Origin of the sequence: Candidatus Williamhamiltonella endosymbiont of Tuberolachnus salignus (genome assembly GCF_964019775.1) — a bacterium.
GTDB lineage: Bacteria > Pseudomonadota > Gammaproteobacteria > Enterobacterales > Enterobacteriaceae > Hamiltonella > Hamiltonella defendens.
Map to the genome: position 1 here is coordinate 681,936 of NZ_OZ026471.1, position 21,194 is coordinate 703,129.

The window sequence follows — 21,194 nt, forward strand, 5'->3', positions numbered from 1 at the left end:
TTTTAAACGATTAGAGTATATTCCTCCTACCAATTTATCTTTTATTTATCATCAGGAAATACCTATGTTGATTTTAATTCCCATTCTTATTGTTCTTGCGTTAGTGATTGTTTCCTCCTCGGTCAAAATTGTCCCCCAAGGCTTTCAATGGACGGTAGAACGTTTTGGGCGCTATACCCGCACGCTGATGCCTGGCTTGAATATCATCATTCCCTTTGTGGATCAAATAGGCCGAAAAATTAATATGATGGAGCAGGTGATTGATATCCCTTCGCAAGAAGTCATTTCAAGGGATAACGCGAATGTGGCGATCGATGCCGTATGCTTTATTCAAGTGGTGGATCCGGTCAAAGCCGCGTATGAAGTGAGCAACCTCGAACTGGCGATCGTGAATTTAACCATGACCAATTTTCGTACTGTCCTGGGCTCTATGGAGCTCGATGAAATTCTTTCTCAACGCGATAATATCAACAGCAGTTTATTGCACATCGTCGATGAGGCAACGAATCCTTGGGGTGTCAAGATCACGCGTATTGAAATTCGGGATGTGCGTCCTCCTGCTGAACTGGTCTCCGCGATGAATGCCCAGATGAAAGCAGAACGAACCAAGCGGGCGGATATTCTTGAAGCTGAAGGGGTAAGACAGGCCGCGATTTTACGTGCAGAGGGTGAAAAACAATCCCAAATTTTGAAAGCAGAAGGGGAGCGGCAATCGGCTTTTTTACAAGCAGAAGCGCGAGAAAGAGCGGCAGAAGCGGAAGCACAGGCCACTAAAATGGTGTCTGAAGCCATCGCTGCCGGAGACATCCAGGCGATTAATTATTTTGTCGCACAAAAGTATACGGATGCACTACAAAATATCGGCGCCGCCAATAACAGCAAGGTGATTATGATGCCTTTAGAAGCCAGTAATCTGATGGGCGCAATTGGGGGAATCAGCGAACTGATTGCCCAAAGCAAACAGGATAGGGAGAAAAAACCACAGTAATAGAAAAAATAGCAACGAATCCCCCCAAAGTTCTGGTGATCACTCGGTGGGCTTCTTTTAGTCGCCGAGAATAAAACGTGTTTTTTATCTCTCTTCTCTAAAATGAGCGTTTTTTGAAAGTTTTTTCTTTTTTAATTCTTTATATTCCTGCCATAACCTTTTAACTCATTATTGAATAAGTTTGATTGAAAGGTTGACAGTTGAGTTGTTTAAATCAAATTAAAGAAGAGAAGAGAAGAGAAGAGAAAAAATATCATGAGTATAATAAGCAATATACATAATAAATTTAAATCAGTCAGTACGACATATTTCCAAAAAAAAGCCGAAAAGTTTGAAAAAAAAATTGATGGGTTTTCAGCAAAGCTAGACGAAAATAAAAGAAAACTAGTGGAGAGTTTTACAAATTTAAAAAATAATCATATAAAAAACCCAACAACAACAGACGTATTATGTAAGTTAGCTGATTCACATAAACAATTGAAATTACAGTTTGAATCGGCATTAGCAGAAACATCTAAATTATCAACAGAACTAGAAAGGGAAACTTCTGCATTAAATGAAGCAAAAGATGATGTATCGCAGAAGAAGACTAAAATTAAAGAACTTACAGATGAAAAAGAATCACTCGATCTTAGAAAAGATGAAATAGAAAAGCAAATCTCTGAATTGGGTCAGAAAATAAAAGACTTGGATTATTTTGATGCAGAAGATAATAACTTTGAAACTAACTCAGATACAATTGAAGATATAGAGGAAATTTTCAATTCTGGAAGGTTAGATGAACTAAAATCAGAAAAAAAACTATTGAAGAAATCTTTGAAAGAAATATCAAATTCTATACAAGAGAAAGAAAAGGATATTAAATCTGAAAAATACGCTTTAGATGCAAAGCAAATTTTCTTAAAGACAGCACAATCATCCTTCGATTCTGTAAATGAAAAACTCAATAGAGCAAAACAAAAGTCGCATTCTTTACAGCTTCAGCTTAAGGCAAAAGAAATTGAATTAAATACGACAAAACAATTGAAAAATGAAAACGATTTAGAAATAGAGTTGCTTCACAAAGACATTGACACTGAACGTTGTAAAGCTCAAAAATCTTTTTTAAAGAAACAACTAAACAATGTAGAAACTGAAATTAAAAAGTTAAAAGATGTCATACGTAAATTAGAGTCTAAAGAAAAACGAATCTCTAAAAAAAGCGCTCACAAGTTAATCAAAAAATCAAAACAAAAAGAAGATGATGTAGTTAAAAAAACGGATCTTAGTAAAAAGATTACAAAACGCGCAACAAACAAAAATTCTCTTAACACATTCAAAAAAGCTCTGGATCATTTCCAGAAATTTGAATCTTCTTTAAAAAAAGATTTGGTAAAAGTGCAAGAGGCACTTGAACTAAATCAGAATTTTAAAAATTCAGATTCAGTTTCTAAAAACAATGATCAAGCAAATCCTGACATGAATCATGAAAAACCAGGCCGCAGACATAGTGTGCACTTCTAAGTCATCTGAAACACAGGATACGCCATGAAAGTTGCCAGAGCAATCTGGCTCCCGGTGGCTTATGGATCGGTTTTTAAAACAGGTTTAATGGGCTGATGGATAAGCCCTGCAAAATCAAACATCGCACTCAGACACCCCCCATCATTCCTCCTGATGACCCGAATCATCTTCCACGAAAGTCAATCCACCTCAAAATAAATCTTAATGCCTTCTTCTTACCAGATGACAAACATACCGTTGAACACATGACCCGAAACACCATGAAACGAAGTCACTGAAATCGGGTTCATTGTAGTGAAAGGAAATACACTTCATATCAAAACAGCGGCAAAAAAATCATCAAAAATGGCAGGATATCATTTTTTGACTATCATTATTTTTGATAAAACGCCGCCGTTACTTAAATTTTATTCATACATTTTTCAAAAAATCCGGCGAGAATCAAATAGCAGTCGCTGTTTATGTTTTTACATTTCACTATTCATTCATCACTAACGTATTGGGTATATTAATGAAAAAATTTAAAAAACTCTCTGAACTGCTTCTTGTTTCAACAAGCTCTTTTTTGTCTCAGACCGCATTTGCGGAGGGCATTTTTACCTCTATGGATGATCCTTCAACCGCAACAAAACCTTTTGAAGCGACCGCTTCAGCGGGTTTCCTGGCTCAAACGGGTAATTCCAAAAGTTCTTCTCTCTCAGTGGCAGCCAATATGACCTGGTTCAAACAGTCTATGGCATACAGCTTTTGGGGCAACGCGGCCAATAATTCTTCTCAGGATCAACGCTCCTCAGAAACTTATCTGCTGGGGGCACGTGCTCGTTACAATTTAACGCCTGAACATTATTTATTTAGTCAGGCGAGCTGGTTAAGTGATCGATTTAATGGGTATAAAGGTCGCTCAATTTTCACCTTGGGTTATGGTCATCAGATTTTGAGTGGCCCTATTCATACGTTGCGAGCAGAAGTCGGTCCTACGGTTCGTTATGATCAATATTCTGCAGGAGGGAGTAAAAAGAATTTGATGCTCTATGGTGGTTTAGGCTATCAATGGCAAATGACACAAACGACTCAATTCATTCAATCTCTGTCTATCCTGGCGGGTGAGAATACGACGATCACCTCCGAAACGGGTTTGCAATTGGCGATCAACGAACAATTATCATTAAAACTGGTTTACAACGTCAATTGGAATAAAACCCCCCCTGCCTCTGCTCCCAAAAAAATAGATACCAAAACCTCTATTTTGCTTTCGTATAGCCTATAGTCGCGCGCGGGGCTCCAGGGCGGTTAACTTCTCTTATCTGCTGGTTTAACTTTTATCGTGTCTACAGATGATGATCAAACGTAGTGTCATCGCAGCACCCTCTCTTCCCATTTTTTTAGAAGCCTGCGTTGTGTATAATCATACTTTCACCTGTGAGGTTAAATAGACGAATTCTCACAGGTTTCATCAATATATTTTTTGCCCAGAGTGAGTACAAAAAGTGCTAGACTATGACACCAGATTTTCAAATGTATGAAAAAAATGGCTTCTTTTTCTTTAACTACCCTTCTGAAAAATCTTGGAAAACACCATAAATTTTTAGTGGCTTTTAGTGGCGGACTCGATTCCACCGTCTTGTTGCATGGCCTGCTGAGTTTGCGTGATCAAAATCATCTTAAATTGAATATCAGAGCCATTCATACCCACGAAAAATTAATCCATCGCCCAGAAAACTGGTCTAAAGATGCCGATCAGCGATTAACTCATTGCCAGAGTCAATGCGAGCAATGGAAGGTGCCCCTGGAAGTAGTCAAAATGGAGGTAGATCCGAGAGGAAAAGGGATTGAAGCCGCTGCCAGAACAGTACGTTATCAGATTTTTTCGAACGCATTAAAGAAAGATGAAGTCTTGTTGACCGGACATCATCAAAATGATCAGTGTGAGACTGTCCTGCTCGCCTTAAAACGAGGCAGCGGCCCCGCTGGTTTGTCTGGGATGCCCCTCGCCATGCCTTTGGGTCAAAGCCAGTTATTACGCCCCCAGCTTTCGTTTTCTCGACACAGTTTACAACTTTACGCCCTGGAAAAAGGCATTTTATGGATGGAAGACGAGGACAATCAAAATGATCGCTTTGATCGTAATTTTTTGCGTCGGCACATTTTGCCTTTATTAACCGCGCGTTGGCCTCATTTTCTTGAATCCACCTCCCGAAGCGCGGCCCTATTTGCAGAGCAGGAAACATTACTCGACGAATTACTTTCTGAACAACTTTGCCAATTACAATCCCAGGAAGGAACGCTTTCCATCCAGGGATTAGCTGCCTGTTCTGAAGTGAAACGCAACGCTTTGTTGCGCCGTTGGTTAGATAGTAAAAAGGTTCCTATGCCTTCACGAGATCAATTAGCGCGGCTCTGGAAAGAAGTGGCTTTGGCAAAATCGGATGCTCAGCCTTATTTGCAATGCGGGGAATATCAGATTCGACGATTCCGCGAGCATCTTTATCTATTCAAATCAAGCAAAAAATCTCAACCATGCCCCGCGCTTTTTTCGATAAAATGGCCTTTCACGCCTGAGAGCGAGAACAAACTCGTATTACCGGATCATTTAGGAGAACTAAAATGCACTCCTTACAGAAGCGAAGGTCAAGTGATACGAGCACCCCAAAAAAATGAAGTGATCAGCATTCGTTTTGGATTAACAGGAAACATCAAAATACTGGGTCGAGACAGATCACGACATAGCAAAAAATTATGGCAAGAACTTGGGATCCCACCATGGGAAAGAAAACGGATCCCTTTGCTGTACTTCAACGAAACACTGATCGCCGCCGCAGAAGTTTTTGTAACCCAAAAAGGAGAAGCAAAACAAGGAGAACCCCACTGTTATTTAGAATGGGTCAAATCATGAGGGCGCTTGACTATCTTTATTCTCATGCGCCCCGAATTTTATAAACCATGATCGTGCTATCCACTCAACACGAACAATTTTAAAGAGCCACCCAACTGATATGAGTAGATCACTTTCCATCGCTTTAGCACAACTGAATTTTTGCGTGGGCGACATCAAAGGCAACACGGAGCTCATATTAAATGTCTTGCAAGAACAAAAAAATCAAGCAGATTTAGTGCTATTTAGCGAGCTCGCCTTGTCAGGCTATCCCCCTGAAGATTGGTTATTCCGTGATGATTTTTACCATTCCTGTGAAACTCAATTATTACGTTTGCAAAAAGCATCACACGAGGTGTCATTTTTGTTAGGGCATCCTTTTCGAGAAAAAGATCGGCTGTATAATGCGTTGTCTGTTTTTTCCGAGGGGAAACTCCTGGCGCGCTATTATAAACAATGCCTTCCAAATCACGGTGTATTTGATGAAGCACGCTATTTCAGCTCAGGCAAAACCACTCAGATCCTGGCATTTAAAGGCTACCGTCTGGGCTTGCTGATTTGTGAAGATCTTTGGCATGAAGGCCCTGTGGATTCTGCTAAAGCGGCTGGGGCGGAAATATTGTTATCTATTAATGCCTCACCCTATGATCAAAAAAAATATCAAAGACGTCAAAATATGCTCTCACAACATTGTCTTCGCACTGATTTGCCATTGATCTATCTCAATCAGGTGGGGGGGCAAGACGAACTGATTTTTGATGGGCGTTCTCAAGTATTGAATAAAACAGGCGAAACAGTGCTTGAATTGCCCGCTTTTTCTGAAAAAACTCTTTTATGTGAATGGACAGAGACGCGGATCAAAACAAAATCGCTAAAGGTCAATCCGCCTGAGCCTTTTGCTGAAGAATATCAAGCATTGGTGATGGCGCTGCGCGATTATGTACAAAAAAATGGTTTTCAAGGTGTTTTGATGGGTTTATCTGGGGGCATAGACTCCGCACTGACATTGGCTATCGCTGTAGACGCCTTAGGGAAAAGCAAAGTACGGGCCTATATGATGCCGTCACGTTATACTCCAAGCGACAGCGTGATGTATGCCCAAACTCAAGCCAAACATTTAGGCGTCACATTTGAAATGTTGTCTATCGAACCGATGTTTGAGGCGTTTTTATCAAGCCTCAAAGGACTCCTTAAAGAAGATCTCAAAGACATCACGAAAGAAAACTTACAGGCCCGTTGCAGGGGTATGTTGCTGATGGGTTTATCCAATCAGCTCGGCGACCTTGTGCTCACCACCAGCAATAAAAGTGAAACGGCAGTCGGTTATTCGACGCTTTATGGAGATATGGCAGGGGGCTTTAATGTGCTGAAAGACGTCCCGAAAACCTGGGTATTTTCTTTAGCAAAATACCGCAATACCCTGTCTGAGGTGATTCCGAAAAAAGTGATCTCAAGACCTCCTTCTGCGGAGCTTAAACCCAATCAGCTTGATACGGACAGCTTACCGCCTTATGCCATACTTGATGCGATTCTTGAAGGCTATGTTGAGCGCGATCGATCCGTCGTATCTCTGATAGAAGAAGGATTTGAAGAAGAGGTAGTTCGGCACGTGATTTCATTAGTGGATCGAAACGAATATAAAAGACGCCAATCTCCTGTGGGCCCACGAATCACCGCTCGAAATTTCTCCAAAGACAGGCGTTATCCTATTACCTCTGGTTTTTCATATAATAAATAAGCGCGTTCTTTAAAATCGACTCACTACTGGCTGTGAATACGAACACAGATCGTCACCTTCATGCTCATGCAGCACGAAGATGGCGAATATGCCGACTGGTAAAAACAGGCTTTTTAAAAAAACTTCATAGGCAAACAGGTTTTATTGAGACACAAGAAGTCTTGTCATATTTGGTAAAACATTGATATTTGATTCAAGCCTTAATTCGCAGTCGATGCTTGCCAGCATTTCATTGAGGCGTTCATAAAAATCAATAAATGTAGTTTCAAGTTTTTGCTGAATATCAGCGGCCTTAATCTTTTTAACCATCCATTGTTCGTCTTGCGTATATAAACCAAATTGATAAGTATAAATAAAACATTTGTCTTCAGGACGAAGCTCCAACCACCATCCCCAAAATTGACGTTTTTCTGGGGCAAGTTTGATATCGACACAGATAGCGAGACAATCGAAAAAAAAATAATCTTTTTGACACTGACTCTCACGTAAATAAGGCCCTAAAGCCGCAAAACATTTCATTAATTTACATTTTGGATGAGCGTTAATTAAGGGCATTATTTAATCTCCTTATTGATTAAGCTCCCTTTTTAACAAATCATTATAATTTATCAACTCATTCATGAAATATATTTCATTGATGAAAGCTTTTTCAAAATACGATCTATTCACTGATAGGTGCTACAAAATTCAGTTTAATATCCATATCCCATGGTTGCTCTATCCAGGTATCTTGTTCAATCTTCATGATATATTGATAGACTTGAGGTTGACCCATAGGTTTAGTAAAAACAGCGACGAAATATTCTTTAGGATACAGTTGACGAATGATGGCCGCTGTTTTTCCGGTATCGACCAAATCATCAACGATGAGAAAGCCTTCCCCCCTGGTTTTGTTCCTGTGCTTTTTTGATGACAGTTAAATTGCCTTGACGATCATGCTCATAGCTCGCAATACACAGAGTCTCTACATAACGGATATTTAATTCTCGAGCCAATATTGTAGCAGGCACGAGCCCTCCTCTGCTGACAGCAATAATGCCTTTCCATTGCGTTGAGGGCAGAAAACTTTGTGCCAGTTTGCGTGTTGTATGTCCCTGGAGTTTCTCCTGGGTCACAATATATTTTTTAGTCATAAAATTTGAACCCTTATTGTGCATGATCAACTTTTAAGGCGAGATACATCGAATTTAAAAAAAAGAATACAATATTCCGGTTTCGTGAAACAAACGACTGATCGATAAATTATTGAACGACACTCGCTGAAAACTCTAAAAGACTCAGAGAGGAGTCGTGATGAAGAGAGAAATTGATGCTTTACCCTATTAATCAAATATTTCAGACGTTACAAGGAGAAGGCTATTTCAATGGCATCCCAGCCATTTTTATTCGTTTGCAAGGTTGCCCTGTGGGTTGTAGCTGGTGCGACACTAAACACACTTGGGAGAAAAAAAACGAGCAGAAAGTGGATTTATTCTCCATATTACAAAAAAAAACAGCGAATGATTTTTGGAGTCATAGCGGCGAACAGGAGCTATTGGCCGTCATTCGTGCACAAGGATATCAAGCTTCTCACGTTGTGATCACAGGGGGTGAACCCTGTCTCTATGATTTGACACCTTTAACACAACTGTTAGAACAAGAAGGCTATTTTTGCCAAATTGAAACCAGTGGCACTCATCTCGTACACTGCACCCCTTCTTGCTGGGTGACGGTTTCCCCGAAAATCAATATGCGAGGTGGGTTCAAAATACAGCATCAGGCTTTGGAGAGAGCGGATGAATTAAAGCATGTGGTTGCTCGAAAGCGTGACATTGAGACGTTGGATGCTTTAATCGGCAATTTAAAAGATTGTAAAAAAAGAATCATCAGTTTACAGCCGGTCAGCCAAAAAAAATCAGCGACTCAACTTTGTATTGACACCTGTATCGAGCGTAACTGGCGCTTATCCGTACAAATGCATAAATATTTAGGTATTGAATAGACCTTTTCAATTTTATTGAGATCAAGTTGAGATGACCGATCCTCGTTTTATACATTTGAGTGTGCACAGCGATTACTCCATGATAGATGGATTAACCAAGATTAAGCCTTTGGTGCAAAAAGCAGCAGCGTTAGGTATGCCTGCACTTGCCCTCACCGATTTTAGTAATTTTTGTGGTTTGGTTAAATTTTATGGGGCTGCCCATAAAGTAGGTATTAAACCTATTATTGGCGCGGATTTTTATGTTCAAAGCCCTGCCCTGGAGAATACTTTTGCTCATCTCACCCTATTGGCTCGCAATCAAGAGGGCTATCACAATATCACGCTGTTAATATCTGCGGCCTATCAACGAGGATATGGCTCTCTCGGGCCGGTGATTGATCGCCATTGGCTTATCAAACACAAAGAAGGGCTCATTCTGCTTTCAGGAGCAAAAATGGGCGATCTCGGGCAATTCATTCTCAGAGAAAATCAAAGTCAGATAGATCAATGCCTCCATTTTTATCAAACACATTTCCCTGATAACTATTATATTGAGCTGACCCGTACCGGGCGCGCAGACGAAGAATCTTATCTCCATTCTGCGATCAACATTGCAGAAAAACATGGCATACCTGTTGTCGCTACGAATCATGTTCGTTTTATGGATCCCTCTGATTTCGATGCACATGAAATTCGAGTGGCTATTAATGCGGGTTTTACTTTAGCTGATCCCAAACGCCCGCAAAATTATAGCCCACAACAATTTATGCGTTCTGAACAAGACATGTGTGAACTGTTTTCAGATATCCCCGAAGCTTTAACAAACAGTGTTGAAATCGCAAAACGCTGTAATCTGAATCTTCGTTTAGGGGAATATTTTTTCCCAAAATACCCGACAGGAAAGATGAGCACAGAGGATTTTTTGATCGCGCGATCTCAAGAAGGGCTGGAAAAACGCCTGGATTTTCTTTTCTCTGATCCTGAAATACGCAAACAAAAACGCGGGGCCTACGATCAGCGTTTAGCGTTGGAACTTCAAGTGATCAATGAAATGGGCTTCCCTGGCTATTTTTTGATTGTGATGGAATTTATTCAATGGGCGAAAGACAATCACATTCCCGTTGGCCCAGGTCGAGGCTCTGGAGCTGGCTCTTTAGTGGCCTATGCGCTTCAAATCACAGATATTGATCCCCTTGAATTCGATTTGCTTTTTGAACGTTTTTTAAATCCTGAACGTATTTCTTTGCCTGATTTTGATGTGGATTTTTGCATGGAAAAACGGGATGCGGTGATAGAACATGTCGCGGACATGTACGGGCGAGAATCCGTTTCACAGATCATCACTTTCGGTACCATGGCTGCCAAAGCGGTAATACGTGATGTGGGGCGAGTGCTCGGCCATCCGTACAGTTTCGTTGACAGGATCGCAAAATTAATCCCCTTCGATCTCGGGATGACATTAGAAAAAGCGTTTGTGGCAGAGCCTGAATTAACGAAAGCCTATGAAGCCGATGAAGAAGTTCGAAGTTTGCTAGATATGGCGCGTAAGCTGGAAGGGGTCACTCGTAATGCGGGTAAACACGCAGGAGGCGTGGTGATCGCGCCGACAAAAATGACTGATTTTGCCCCTTTATATTGCGATTCTCAAGGCCAAAACCCGGTGACGCAATTTGATAAAAATGACATCGAATATGTGGGATTGGTGAAGTTCGATTTTCTCGGTTTACGTACTTTGACCGTGATCCACAAAGCCGTTGAGATGATCAATCAACGCATCACCACTCAAGGCGCACAGCCTATTGATATCTCTTTGATTCCGCTCAACGATCCAAAAAGCTTTGAGGTGCTACAGCGATCTGAAACGACCGCCATCTTTCAGCTTGAATCCAAAGGCATGAAGGATTTAATCAAACGCTTAAAGCCTGACTGTTTTGAGGACATCATCGCGCTGGTCGCTTTATTTCGTCCGGGCCCATTACAATCGGGCATGGTGGATAATTTTATTGATCGCAAACAGGGGCGTGAAGCCATTTCTTATCCTGATATTGAGTGGCAACATCCTTGCTTACAGCCCGTATTAGAACCCACGTACGGCATTATTTTATATCAAGAGCAAGTCATGCAAATTGCTCAGGTGCTTTCAGGTTATTCTCTAGGGGAAGCGGATATACTCAGGCGCGCCATGGGCAAAAAAGACCCTGTTGAGATGGCAAAACAGCGATCTATTTTTGAAAATGGGGCCAAAGAAAAAGGGATTGATGGTCAGTTGGCCATTAAAATTTTTGATTTGGTTGAAAAATTTGCCGGCTATGGGTTTAACAAATCACATTCTGCTGCTTATGCTTTATTGTCATATCAAACACTGTGGCTCAAAACACATTATCCGGCTGAATTTATGGCCGCCGTGATGACGGCAGATATGGATAACACCGATAAAATAGTAGGGCTGGTGGATGAATGCGCCCGCATGAGGCTTACAATGTTACCGCCAGACATCAACAGTGGATTTTATCACTTTCATGTGAACGCCCAGGGGAAAATTATCTACGGGATGGGCGCCATTAAAGGGGTCGGAGAAGGTGCAATAGAAGGTATCTTAGAAACACGTGATCAAGGAGGGGAATTTAAAGATTTGTTTGATTTCTGCGCGCGGACAGCCACTAAAAAATTAAATCGTCGGGTATTGGAAAAATTAATTTTCTCTGGGACTCTGGATAAATTAGGCCCACATAGAGCGGCATTAATGCACGCCTTACAGAACGCAATCAAAGCCGCAGAACAACATGCTAAAGCCGAATTGACTGGGCAAGCAGATATGTTTGGTGTGCTTACCCAGGATCCAAAAAAAATAGAGCAATCCTACGCACAGGTACCGCCATGGCAACAGCAAACGGTTCTGGATGGAGAACGTGAAACTTTAGGGCTCTACTTAACGGGGCATCCTATTACTCAGTATTTAAAAGAAATTCGTCACTATGTAGGGTCAAACCGTTTACAGGATCTTTCCCCCACTCCAAGGGGTAAAAATGTCACTGTGGCAGGATTTGTGGTCTCAGCAAAGGTGATGACCACAAAACGAGGTGCGCGAATTGGTCTCTGTAAGCTTGATGATCGTTCTGCACATTTGGATATCATGTTGTTTAATGATGCATTCGAAAAATATCAGCATTTATTGCAAAAAGACCTTATTCTAATTGCCAGAGGCCAGATCAGTTTTGATGATTTTAACAATGGACTAAAAATGACCGCCCACGAACTGATGGACATCAGTGAAGCCCGTGAAAAACACGTCCGGGCGCTTGCGATTTCAGTCAGCCATACACAGGTAAATAAAGTATTTTTTGATAAACTTCGTGACATTTTAGAGCCCTGTCGTTCAGGAAGTGTCAAAATACATTTTTATTATCAAGGCAAAAATGCCTCTGCTAAATTACGTTTTGGTACTGATTGGCATATCACACCGACCAACCGCTTATTGATTGATTTACGTAATTTGATCGGTCATCAGCAGGTACAACTAGAATTTGACTAAAACGAGAACATAATGAGTTTGAATTTAAATTTTCTTGATTTTGAGCAGCCTATTGTAGAGCTGGAAGCAAAAATCGATTCTTTAACCGCCATTAACCGTCAAGACAACCCCCTCAATATTGATCTAGACGAAGAGATCCAAAAATTGCGTGATAAAAGTATTCAGCTCACGCATAAAATCTTTTCTCATCTTTCTGCCTGGCAAATTGCTCAACTGGCTCGCCATCCGAATCGCCCTTATACGCTTGATTATATTGAGCATATTTTCACGGATTTTGAAGAATTAGCGGGGGATCGTCATTATGGTGATGATAAGGCGATTGTTGGAGGCATTGCGCGCCTGAATCAAAAGCCCGTCATGGTGATAGGTCATCAGAAAGGGAGAGAAACCAAAGAAAAAATTCGACGTAATTTTGGGATGCCTTCTCCTGAAGGGTATCGAAAAGCGTTGCGTTTGATGGAAATGGCTGAGCGTTTTAGATTGCCCCTGTTGACTTTTATCGATACGCCTGGAGCCTACCCAGGTGTTGGCGCCGAAGAAAGGGGCCAGTCTGAAGCCATCGCGCGAAATTTACGTGAAATGTCACGTTTGAAAACGCCTATCATTTGCACGGTTATTGGTGAAGGAGGATCTGGCGGTGCTTTGGCGATTGCTGTAGGTGATGTGGTGAATATGTTGCAATACAGTACTTATTCTGTGATTTCGCCTGAAGGCTGTGCGTCTATTTTATGGAAAAGCGCCGATAAAGCCTCAGTTGCAGCAGAAACGATGGGGATCACCGCGCATCGCCTGAAAGAATTAAAAATGATTGATACCGTGCTCCCTGAACCTTTGGGAAGTGCACACCGTGATCCCAAAGCAATGGCGGAGTCACTCAAAGAGCGATTGATCAAAGATCTGGAATATTTGAAACAGTTTGATTCTTTGAAATTGCTTGATAGAAGGTATGAAAAATTAATGAGTTACGGGTATTGCTAAAAACCTGTCTCTCAGCGACAAACAAACTCCGTTAGCTAGCTGCCCTCGTGCGTAGGCACCTGCCTTTTTTGATCACTGTTGTTGCAATCATTTATGATGATAGATAGTATGCCCCTGAAATTTAGGCAGCTGATTCATATCATGAGGAAAATGGGTGGTAAAAAGTAAACTTGGCGTACTTTTAGTGAATCTAGGCACTCCAGATGCCCCTACTGTTCCTGCTATTAAACGCTATCTTAAACAATTTCTCAGTGATCGAAGGGTAATAGACACTCCCCCTATTTTATGGTGGCCACTTTTGCGGGCCATCGTTTTACCCTTTCGTTCTAGACGAGTGGCTAAACTATATCAATCTATATGGATGCCTGAAGGTTCCCCTCTATTGGTTTATAGCCATCGCCAGCAAAAAGCATTGGCAGCACGCTTACCAGATGCCTCCGTAGAATTGGCGATGAGCTATGGCTCTCCTTCTTTAGGTGACGCGATTAACCGATTAATCACTCAAGGGATCATAAAACTGGTGATATTGCCGCTTTATCCACAATATTCTGCGACCACCTGCGGTTCTGTTTGGGATGCGGTGTCTGGCATTTTAAAAAAATATCGTTCTTTACCCTCAATTTACTTTATTCGTGATTATGCTCAGCACCCTTCCTATATCAATGCACTAAAACAAAGTGTCGCACGTTATTTTGAAAAACATGGCCAACCCGATAAATTATTGCTTTCCTTTCATGGTATTCCTCAACGTTACGTGCGTTTGGGGGATGATTACCCAAAGCGCTGTGAAGACACATATCGTGCACTCAGCACGGCTTTAGGGTTACACAACAATAAAATCATGATGACCTATCAGTCTCGCTTTGGCTGGGAGCCCTGGTTAACGCCATACACCGATAAAACATTAAAAAGCTTGCCAGCTAAGGGCATCAAACATATTCAAGTACTCTGCCCTGGGTTTTCCGCTGATTGTTTAGAAACATTAGAAGAAATCAAAGAACAAAACAAAGAGATATTTTTGAAGGCCGGGGGCAAAAAATTCGAATACATTCCGGCGCTGAACGATTCTCCAGAGCAGATTGACTTATTAGAGCAGTTGGTAAGTTCGGGTTAACGGCCATTTTTCAATCAATCGATTGTTACTTTTTGATAATAAATTTGAACAATAACATTGTTACAGTCACACCCCCGCTACATTGGTCGCTCACCGCCAAGGGCGGTAGCGTGTTTAAAGAATGTAAAAAAGCGATAAATTTTTCATGGCATCCTCCTTATCACTTAATTTTAAATAAACTGAAAATTCAATGAATGAAACAAGAGTCTTTTCACAAATCCATTAACGCCTCCATTTTCTGGAGAGGGTTGGCAAGACTATCGGGCTTAACAAAACACATCATCATAGCGGCCATGATCGGTTTAAATACACAGCTTGATGTTTTTTTTATGGCGACGGTATTGTTGGGTATTCTGGTGTTTTCCTGGGGCGAGATCGCAGATGTTATGTCGGTCCCCCATATGGTGAAAACCTGGAAAAATGGACAAAAAGAAGAATTTAAAAAAATCGCTTCTGGTTACATGTCGTTTATTTTTCTCGGATCTTTACTGTTAGCCTTCATGGTTTATCTGTTCAGTCATCAATTATCCTTATTACCCATAGGATTTAATCCGGAGAGAAAAAAACTCCTGGCTCAGTCTCTGCCTTGGTTATTACCGGCCATTATCTTATATGTGCCCTTTCGACATATGGGGGCTGTTTTGCGCTCTGTGCGACAATTTTCGCCCTTGTATCAAGGGGAATTTTTATTATCGCTGATAACGATGCTTTGTATTGTCTGCTTTTATCACTATCCTAACGTTTTATTCTGGTCTTATAGTATGGGAGTCACAGGAGCATTTTTATACCTTTTATGCAGAACATGGCGTTTTGTCCTCCCGCTCAGTAATCCTTTCTCGTTTATTGTTCGTCAATCACTCGTACTAGCACCGGGCCTGATGATTTTACAAGGCACGCAATATTTTTATACCTTCACAGATCAGCTATTTGTTTCATTTTTAACGGTCGGCATGGTCTCTGCGTTATTTTATGCGGTGAGCATCACCTATGTACTCCCTAGTCTGATGGGATTAGAGAATACTTTTATCACTGTGATAGCCGAGCAATCAGACAAAAAAGAACGAGTAAAAAAAATGGATGATCTGTTAGCGCTGGTCATTTACGTTGGTTTTGGGGCAACCCTATTGATGATAGTGGCAGGCAAAGCCATAGTGGCATTACTATTAGAGCGGGGATTATTTACGGTCGCAGACACTGAAAGTGTTTCGATTGCCTTAATGGCTTATAGTGGTGTGATCTTACCTTTCTTTCTGAACAAGCCCTTTGATCAAATTTTTCAAGTGGAGCGTAAAATTCGCTTAATGGTATGGCGCACCCTACTGGGCCTCATTGCCAATGTCATCCTCAACAGTGTTTTTCTTTTCATCTTTCATTGGGGAATATTCGGCGTCGCGCTCGCTACCTCGATCAGCTACTGGGTTATGATGCTTGCGAGCTTACAGGGATTAAGAAAAATAGGTTATGAATTTGACCTCTTGCGCGCTCTCAAGTGGTCAAGCTGGCTCCTATTATTCTTGGTGTTCGCTTATTTTGGGTGTCAATCGATACCTCAATATTTTACTCACCCTATTTTTGTATTAATCAGCTGTGCTTTATTGATTGGCCTCACGTTACTTCTAGCGGGTTTGATTTATCAGGGGAAGGAAAGGGTATTAATAATAGCTGTGATAAGGCGTTATAAAAAATTTGAATTTATATAAAATGTTTTCGTGTTACTCCGAAAGTGATTATTGGAGGCATTTTTAATGCGGGCTGTCATTCTTGCCGCAGGTCGAGGTCTACGTCTACAGCAACCTAAACAGGAACAAATACCAAAATGCCTGTTACAATTTGATGGTAAAACTTTACTTGAACGTCACCTGATACTTTTAAAAAGTGTGGGGGTCTATGATGTCACTATTGCACTTGGTTTTCGTCATGAATTAATTGAGGCTGAAATTAAACGCCTAAATTGGCAGCCATCCCCCGAAACTTTTGTGAATTCATCTTTTGATCTCGGGAGCGTGCTAACTGTTCATACTGTGACAGATGCAGTAACTCGAGGAGGTGATGTGCTGTTGATGGATGCCGATGTGTTGTGCGACATAGATATTTTAAGTGCCTTGGTAGCCAATAATCAATCAACAAACCGTTTGTTGATTGATTATAATTTTGAAGAGGGTGAGGAGCCAGTTAAGCTCTGTATACGTGATGGGATTCCTGTTGAATTAAGAAAGAAACTATCAGTTGACCTAAAATACGACACTGTTGGCGAATCAGTTGGTTTCTTTCGTTTTGATGAATCGGCAGCACAGCGCTTTGCTACTATTGTGCGAGAGTATATCGATAGTAACCGTGCGCATATGCCTCATGAAGAAGCCGTGCGTGATTTATTACAAGAATACAATCATATATTTGAAGTTCGTGATATCACAGGGGCTCCATGGATGGAAATTGATTTTCCTAAGGATATCATACGCGCAAAAAATGAAATTTTGCCTCAGCTAAAACCATTATTAGGAGTTGTTTAGTGAGTACTGTTTCCCCTTCTTATACCATCGATTCTACTAATAAAATTCCGTTAACTCATAGTGCGCAATTACGACAAATGTTGTTAAGTGATGAACTTGAATTTCTTATGGAAGCCCACAACGGTTTGTCTGCTCGCATTGTACGTGAAGCCGGTTTTCGTGGGATCTGGGCATCGGGTCTGTCGATTTCAGCACAATTTGGTGTTCGTGATAACAATGAAGTGAGTTGGACCCAAGTAGTTGACATGCTTGAATTTATGGTAGATGCAAGCAATCTACCTATTTTACTGGATGGTGACACAGGTTATGGCAACTTTAATAACATGCGTCGTTTGGTACGAAAGCTTGAGCAACGTGGTGTTGCTGGAGTTTGTATAGAAGATAAGCAATTTCCAAAAACAAATAGTTTCATTAACGGAGAGCGCCAACCTTTGGCCGACATTGAAGAATTTGTTGGAAAAATTAAAGCAGGCAAAGACACGCAAACCGATTCAAATTTTTCTATCGTTGCCCGTGTTGAAGCTTTAATTGCCGGTTGGGGGATGGATGAAGCATTACGCCGTGCGGAAGCTTATCGGCTCGCTGGCGCTGATGCGATATTGATCCACAGTAAACTCTCAAAATCAGATGAGATCGTGGCTTTTGCCCGTGAATGGGCCGATCGCGGCACTCCACTGGTGATTGTTCCAACACGCTACTACAGCACAGCGACCGATGTATTTCGTCAAGCCGGTATTAGTACGGTGATCTGGGCAAACCATTCGGTACGTTCAGCAGTTTCTGCGATGCAAAGCGTAGTTAAAGAAATTTACGAAACTCAAACGTTGATCAATGTAGAAGATCGCATTGCTTCTGTTAACGAAATTTTTCGTTTGCAAAATGCTGCTGAATATACTGCTGCCGAAAAAATTTATTTATCGGCTTCCAGTAGCCCACGTGCGGGGCTTGTGCTGGCTGCTAGTCGTGGGGCGCGTGAACTGGAGCCTATTACTCATGACCGTCCAAAAGTCATGTTACCGATTGCCGGTAAATCATTATTACGTTGGTTGGTCGATGGCTTCAAAAAAGAGGGGATTAATGACATCACGGTAGTCGGTGGTTATCGTGCGGAAAACATCGATAATACCGGGATTAGATTGGTTGTCAATCAAAATTACGCAACAACCGGTGAATTGGTATCACTAACCTGTGCCATCGATAAAATTAACAGCGAAGTTACTATCTGCTATGGTGATTTATTATTTCGTCATTATGTATTGCGTGATTTGCTTGAAAATACTGCTGAATTTTGTGTCGTCGTTGATTCATCACAAACAAGTGCTGACAATCGTACTGTACGTAACTTCGTTTATTGTACTGAAAAAGATAATCGAGGAATGCTTGGTCAAAAAGTACTACTCAAACATGTCACCAACGATTTAAACGCCATGCCTTATGAAGATCCTTTGGTACAAGGACGCTGGATTGGTCTACTAAATGTGTCTGGTAAAGGGTTAAACAGATTGAAGATTGTGTTAACGAATCTACGTATGCAACCTGAATTTAATACCTTTGGTATGCCAGAACTACTAAATGCGTTGATTGCAGATGGTGCGGCCATAGAAGTGCTTTATATTCATGGTCATTGGCGTAGTGTGAATGATCTCAATGATTTCACCAATGCACAGACACCGCTAAAAAATACAGAGAATTTGTCATACAAACCGGAGATTGATCAATGATTGAAGCGCATCAATTTGTTGAAGCAGCGCGCGAAAGGGGCTTTGACTGGTATGCTGGTGTGCCCTGCTCCTATCTAACCCCTTTTATCAATTATGTATTGCAGGAACCATCTCTACGTTATGTATCTGTGGCTAATGAAGGTGATGCTGTTGCGTTGATTGCTGGCGTTGCACTCTCCGGAGCAACTGGGCTATCTCACCGACGTGGTATTGCGATGATGCAAAATTCAGGACTGGGTAACGCAGTCAGTCCTTTAACTTCGTTGACTTGGACATTTCGTTTGCCACAGTTACTGATCGTTACCTGGCGTGGTCAACCCGGTGTTGCTGACGAGCCACAGCATGCATTGATGGGGCCGATTACACCCGCAATACTGGAAAAGATGGAGATCCCTTGGGAATTATTTCCCACCGAGCCTGATGCCATAGTCCCAGCCTTAGATAGATCGATAGCTCATATGGACAAAACGGGACGACCCTATGCGTTAGTCATGCAAAAGGGAAGTGTAGCCTCTTATCCGCTTAAATCCAGTATGACTGTAGTGTCGACTAATAAAACAACTTCCTGTGTATTTTCGAAATGGCGAGGCCTTGAGCCTATATTTAGGCCATCACAATATCAAGCCTTACAAAAAGTAATTGAAAAAACACCAACCGCTTCGACAGTGGTTTTTGCATCAACGGGATTTTGTGGGCGGGTATTGTATGCCATCGACGATCGACCTAACCAGTTATATATGGTCGGATCAATGGGTTGTGTGGTACCGTTAGCACTCGGATTTGCTTTGGCACGCCCGGATTTAAGAGTGGTGATACTTGATGGTGATGGTGCAGCATTAATGCGGATGGGAGCATTCGCCACTGTGGGTGCTTATGGTTTATCGAACATACAGCATCTATTGCTTGACAATGGTGTCCATAACTCAACTGGAGGGCAAGCAACAGTGTCGCCTCATCTTTCATTTGCGGGTGTTGCTACGGCCTGTGGGTATGCGTCATCACTTGAAACGGATGATATTGAAGAAATCGATACTTGGCTAAGTTCAGTACCCTCAGCTGGTCCCCGTTTTGCCTGCCTCCTGACAAGGATAGCCATGCCTAAAAATTTACCCCGTCCCTCTATGACTCCTGTTGATGTAAAAACACGGTTGATGCGACATATTGCGGTTAATGGAGCTAACTAATGCTATTACTAAACCCTGGCCCTGTAACATTAACGGAATATGTACGTAACAGTTTGTTGCAGCCTGATTTATGTCATCGTGAAAGCGAATTTTTTGATTTGCAAGATGAGATAAAAAAACGGATTTTAGCAATTTATGAGTTAGATCCGGCTCAATGGGCAGCGATATTAATAACAGGTTCAGGTACTGCGGCTGTTGAAAGCATGTTGGCGGGGTTAGTTCCTGAAACAGGTCGCTTGCTCATTGTCGAAAATGGTGTCTATGGTGAGCGTATTGCACAAATCTCTGCTCAATACGGTATTATGTATAAAAGGATCGTCGGAGATTGGATGCAGGGGCTTAACCTCGATGTGATTACCTCGGAGCTTGATTCTACACTTAAAGATCAACGTTTCAGTCACTTAGCGGTAGTACATCACGAGACTACTACAGGGCGGCTTAATGATTTGCCATCGCTAAGCAAATTATGTTGTGAACGGGGCGTTAAGTTACTTGTCGACGCGGTCAGCAGTTTCGGTGCGGAGCAATTAAATTTCTCCGACGAAAGCCTAATCGGTATCGCGGCAACGGCTAACAAATGTCTACATGCTGTGCCAGGGGTTTCATTCGTGGTAGTACGTCGTACTGCTATCTGTCAGGCAACCAGTCGTACTTATTATCTTGACCTTAAGCGATTGATTCATTTGCAAGATCAACGCGATACACCGTTCACACCTGCTATACATGCCTATTATTCGCTAGCGGCAGCGCTGTGTGAACTCGAGGAACAGGGAGGCCGAAGAACTCGTTACCAAAATTATTCAGCACTGTCCGAACAGGTACTGATAGGGATGAAGGCTCTCGGAATTGAGCCAGTCGTACCCATTTCTCAGTCATCAGTAGTGTTACGTGCCTACCATTTACCAATAGGGCTGACGTATGCCAAGTTACATGATGCATTGAAAGCAGAAGGTTTTGTGATTTATGCAGGACAAAGGGATTTATCAAAAACACTATTTCGAATTTCTACGATGGGTGATCTGAATTCAGCTGATATCGATCGGCTGTTGAAAGGCGTAGCTAAAGTAATAAATGAACTAAAAATATATTAA

At 41.6% G+C, this 21,194-nt stretch carries 15 protein-coding genes and 1 pseudogene; 14 read left to right on the top strand and 2 right to left on the bottom strand.

The genetic code is table 11. The features are described 5' to 3' along the window. Nucleotides 1-64 precede the first annotated feature (64 nt). From AACL23_RS03225 to AACL23_RS03245, 5 genes are all read left to right on the top strand, one after another. Nucleotides 65-988 (top strand): SPFH domain-containing protein, encoded by a 924-nt coding sequence (locus AACL23_RS03225; protein ID WP_100096023.1) that lies wholly within the window; start codon nucleotides 65-67, stop codon nucleotides 986-988. A gap of 255 nt (nucleotides 989-1,243) precedes the next feature. Beyond that, nucleotides 1,244-2,491, top strand: coding sequence for a hypothetical protein (locus AACL23_RS03230; RefSeq protein WP_158530902.1), 1,248 nt, complete (start codon nucleotides 1,244-1,246; stop codon nucleotides 2,489-2,491). A gap of 511 nt (nucleotides 2,492-3,002) precedes the next feature. Next, nucleotides 3,003-3,758 (top strand): DUF481 domain-containing protein, encoded by a 756-nt coding sequence (locus tag AACL23_RS03235; protein WP_339050102.1) that lies wholly within the window; start codon nucleotides 3,003-3,005, stop codon nucleotides 3,756-3,758. A 252-nt stretch (nucleotides 3,759-4,010) separates the two neighbouring features. Then, nucleotides 4,011-5,384 carry a tRNA lysidine(34) synthetase TilS gene (gene tilS / locus AACL23_RS03240; protein ID WP_100096019.1) on the top strand — a complete coding sequence of 458 codons (1,374 nt, stop codon included), beginning with the start codon at nucleotides 4,011-4,013 and terminating at the stop codon, nucleotides 5,382-5,384. 100 nt (nucleotides 5,385-5,484) lie between these two features. Then, nucleotides 5,485-7,101, top strand: a complete 1,617-nt coding sequence (locus AACL23_RS03245) for an NAD+ synthase (protein WP_339050106.1) — start codon at nucleotides 5,485-5,487, stop codon at nucleotides 7,099-7,101. A 141-nt stretch (nucleotides 7,102-7,242) separates the two neighbouring features. On the opposite strand, the gene crl is transcribed toward AACL23_RS03245, so the two are convergent. Together crl and gpt are read right to left on the bottom strand one after the other, a co-directional pair. Further along, on the bottom strand, nucleotides 7,243-7,656 hold the full coding sequence (gene crl, locus AACL23_RS03250) for a sigma factor-binding protein Crl (protein ID WP_012737944.1): 414 nt from the start codon (nucleotides 7,654-7,656) through the stop codon (nucleotides 7,243-7,245). 106 nt (nucleotides 7,657-7,762) lie between these two features. Next, nucleotides 7,763-8,234 (bottom strand): annotated as a pseudogene (gpt, locus tag AACL23_RS03255) (xanthine phosphoribosyltransferase). Between the two features lie 176 nt (nucleotides 8,235-8,410). On the opposite strand from gpt, the gene queE reads away from it, so the two are divergent. From queE to AACL23_RS03300, 9 genes are all read left to right on the top strand, one after another. Next, entirely contained in the window at nucleotides 8,411-9,082 is a 672-nt protein-coding gene (gene queE, locus AACL23_RS03260) for a 7-carboxy-7-deazaguanine synthase QueE (protein ID WP_100096016.1), read from the top strand. A 31-nt stretch (nucleotides 9,083-9,113) separates the two neighbouring features. Beyond that, on the top strand, nucleotides 9,114-12,596 hold the full coding sequence (dnaE, locus tag AACL23_RS03265) for a DNA polymerase III subunit alpha (RefSeq protein ID WP_339050112.1): 3,483 nt from the start codon (nucleotides 9,114-9,116) through the stop codon (nucleotides 12,594-12,596). A gap of 18 nt (nucleotides 12,597-12,614) precedes the next feature. Continuing rightward, complete coding sequence (accA, locus tag AACL23_RS03270; protein WP_044612432.1) at nucleotides 12,615-13,574, top strand: acetyl-CoA carboxylase carboxyl transferase subunit alpha; 960 nt, start codon at nucleotides 12,615-12,617, stop codon at nucleotides 13,572-13,574. 154 nt (nucleotides 13,575-13,728) lie between these two features. Then, complete coding sequence (gene hemH / locus AACL23_RS03275) at nucleotides 13,729-14,688, top strand: ferrochelatase (RefSeq protein WP_339050114.1); 960 nt, start codon at nucleotides 13,729-13,731, stop codon at nucleotides 14,686-14,688. A 248-nt stretch (nucleotides 14,689-14,936) separates the two neighbouring features. Continuing rightward, nucleotides 14,937-16,388, top strand: coding sequence for a murein biosynthesis integral membrane protein MurJ (murJ, locus tag AACL23_RS03280; protein WP_234817448.1), 1,452 nt, complete (start codon nucleotides 14,937-14,939; stop codon nucleotides 16,386-16,388). Nucleotides 16,389-16,433: 45 nt separating this feature from the next. Continuing rightward, complete coding sequence (locus tag AACL23_RS03285) at nucleotides 16,434-17,198, top strand: NTP transferase domain-containing protein (RefSeq protein ID WP_046493865.1); 765 nt, start codon at nucleotides 16,434-16,436, stop codon at nucleotides 17,196-17,198. Next, nucleotides 17,198-18,919: a phosphoenolpyruvate mutase gene (gene aepX, locus AACL23_RS03290; protein WP_339050122.1), complete on the top strand. Its 1,722-nt coding sequence runs from the start codon at nucleotides 17,198-17,200 to the stop codon at nucleotides 18,917-18,919. Before AACL23_RS03285 ends, aepX begins: the two co-directional genes overlap by 1 nt. Next, entirely contained in the window at nucleotides 18,916-20,103 is a 1,188-nt protein-coding gene (gene aepY / locus AACL23_RS03295; protein ID WP_046493862.1) for a phosphonopyruvate decarboxylase, read from the top strand. Before aepX ends, aepY begins: the two co-directional genes overlap by 4 nt. Then, the gene (locus tag AACL23_RS03300) at nucleotides 20,103-21,194 is read left to right on the top strand and encodes an aminotransferase class V-fold PLP-dependent enzyme (RefSeq protein ID WP_339050126.1); all 1,092 of its coding nucleotides are present in this window, start codon (nucleotides 20,103-20,105) and stop codon (nucleotides 21,192-21,194) included. Before aepY ends, AACL23_RS03300 begins: the two co-directional genes overlap by 1 nt.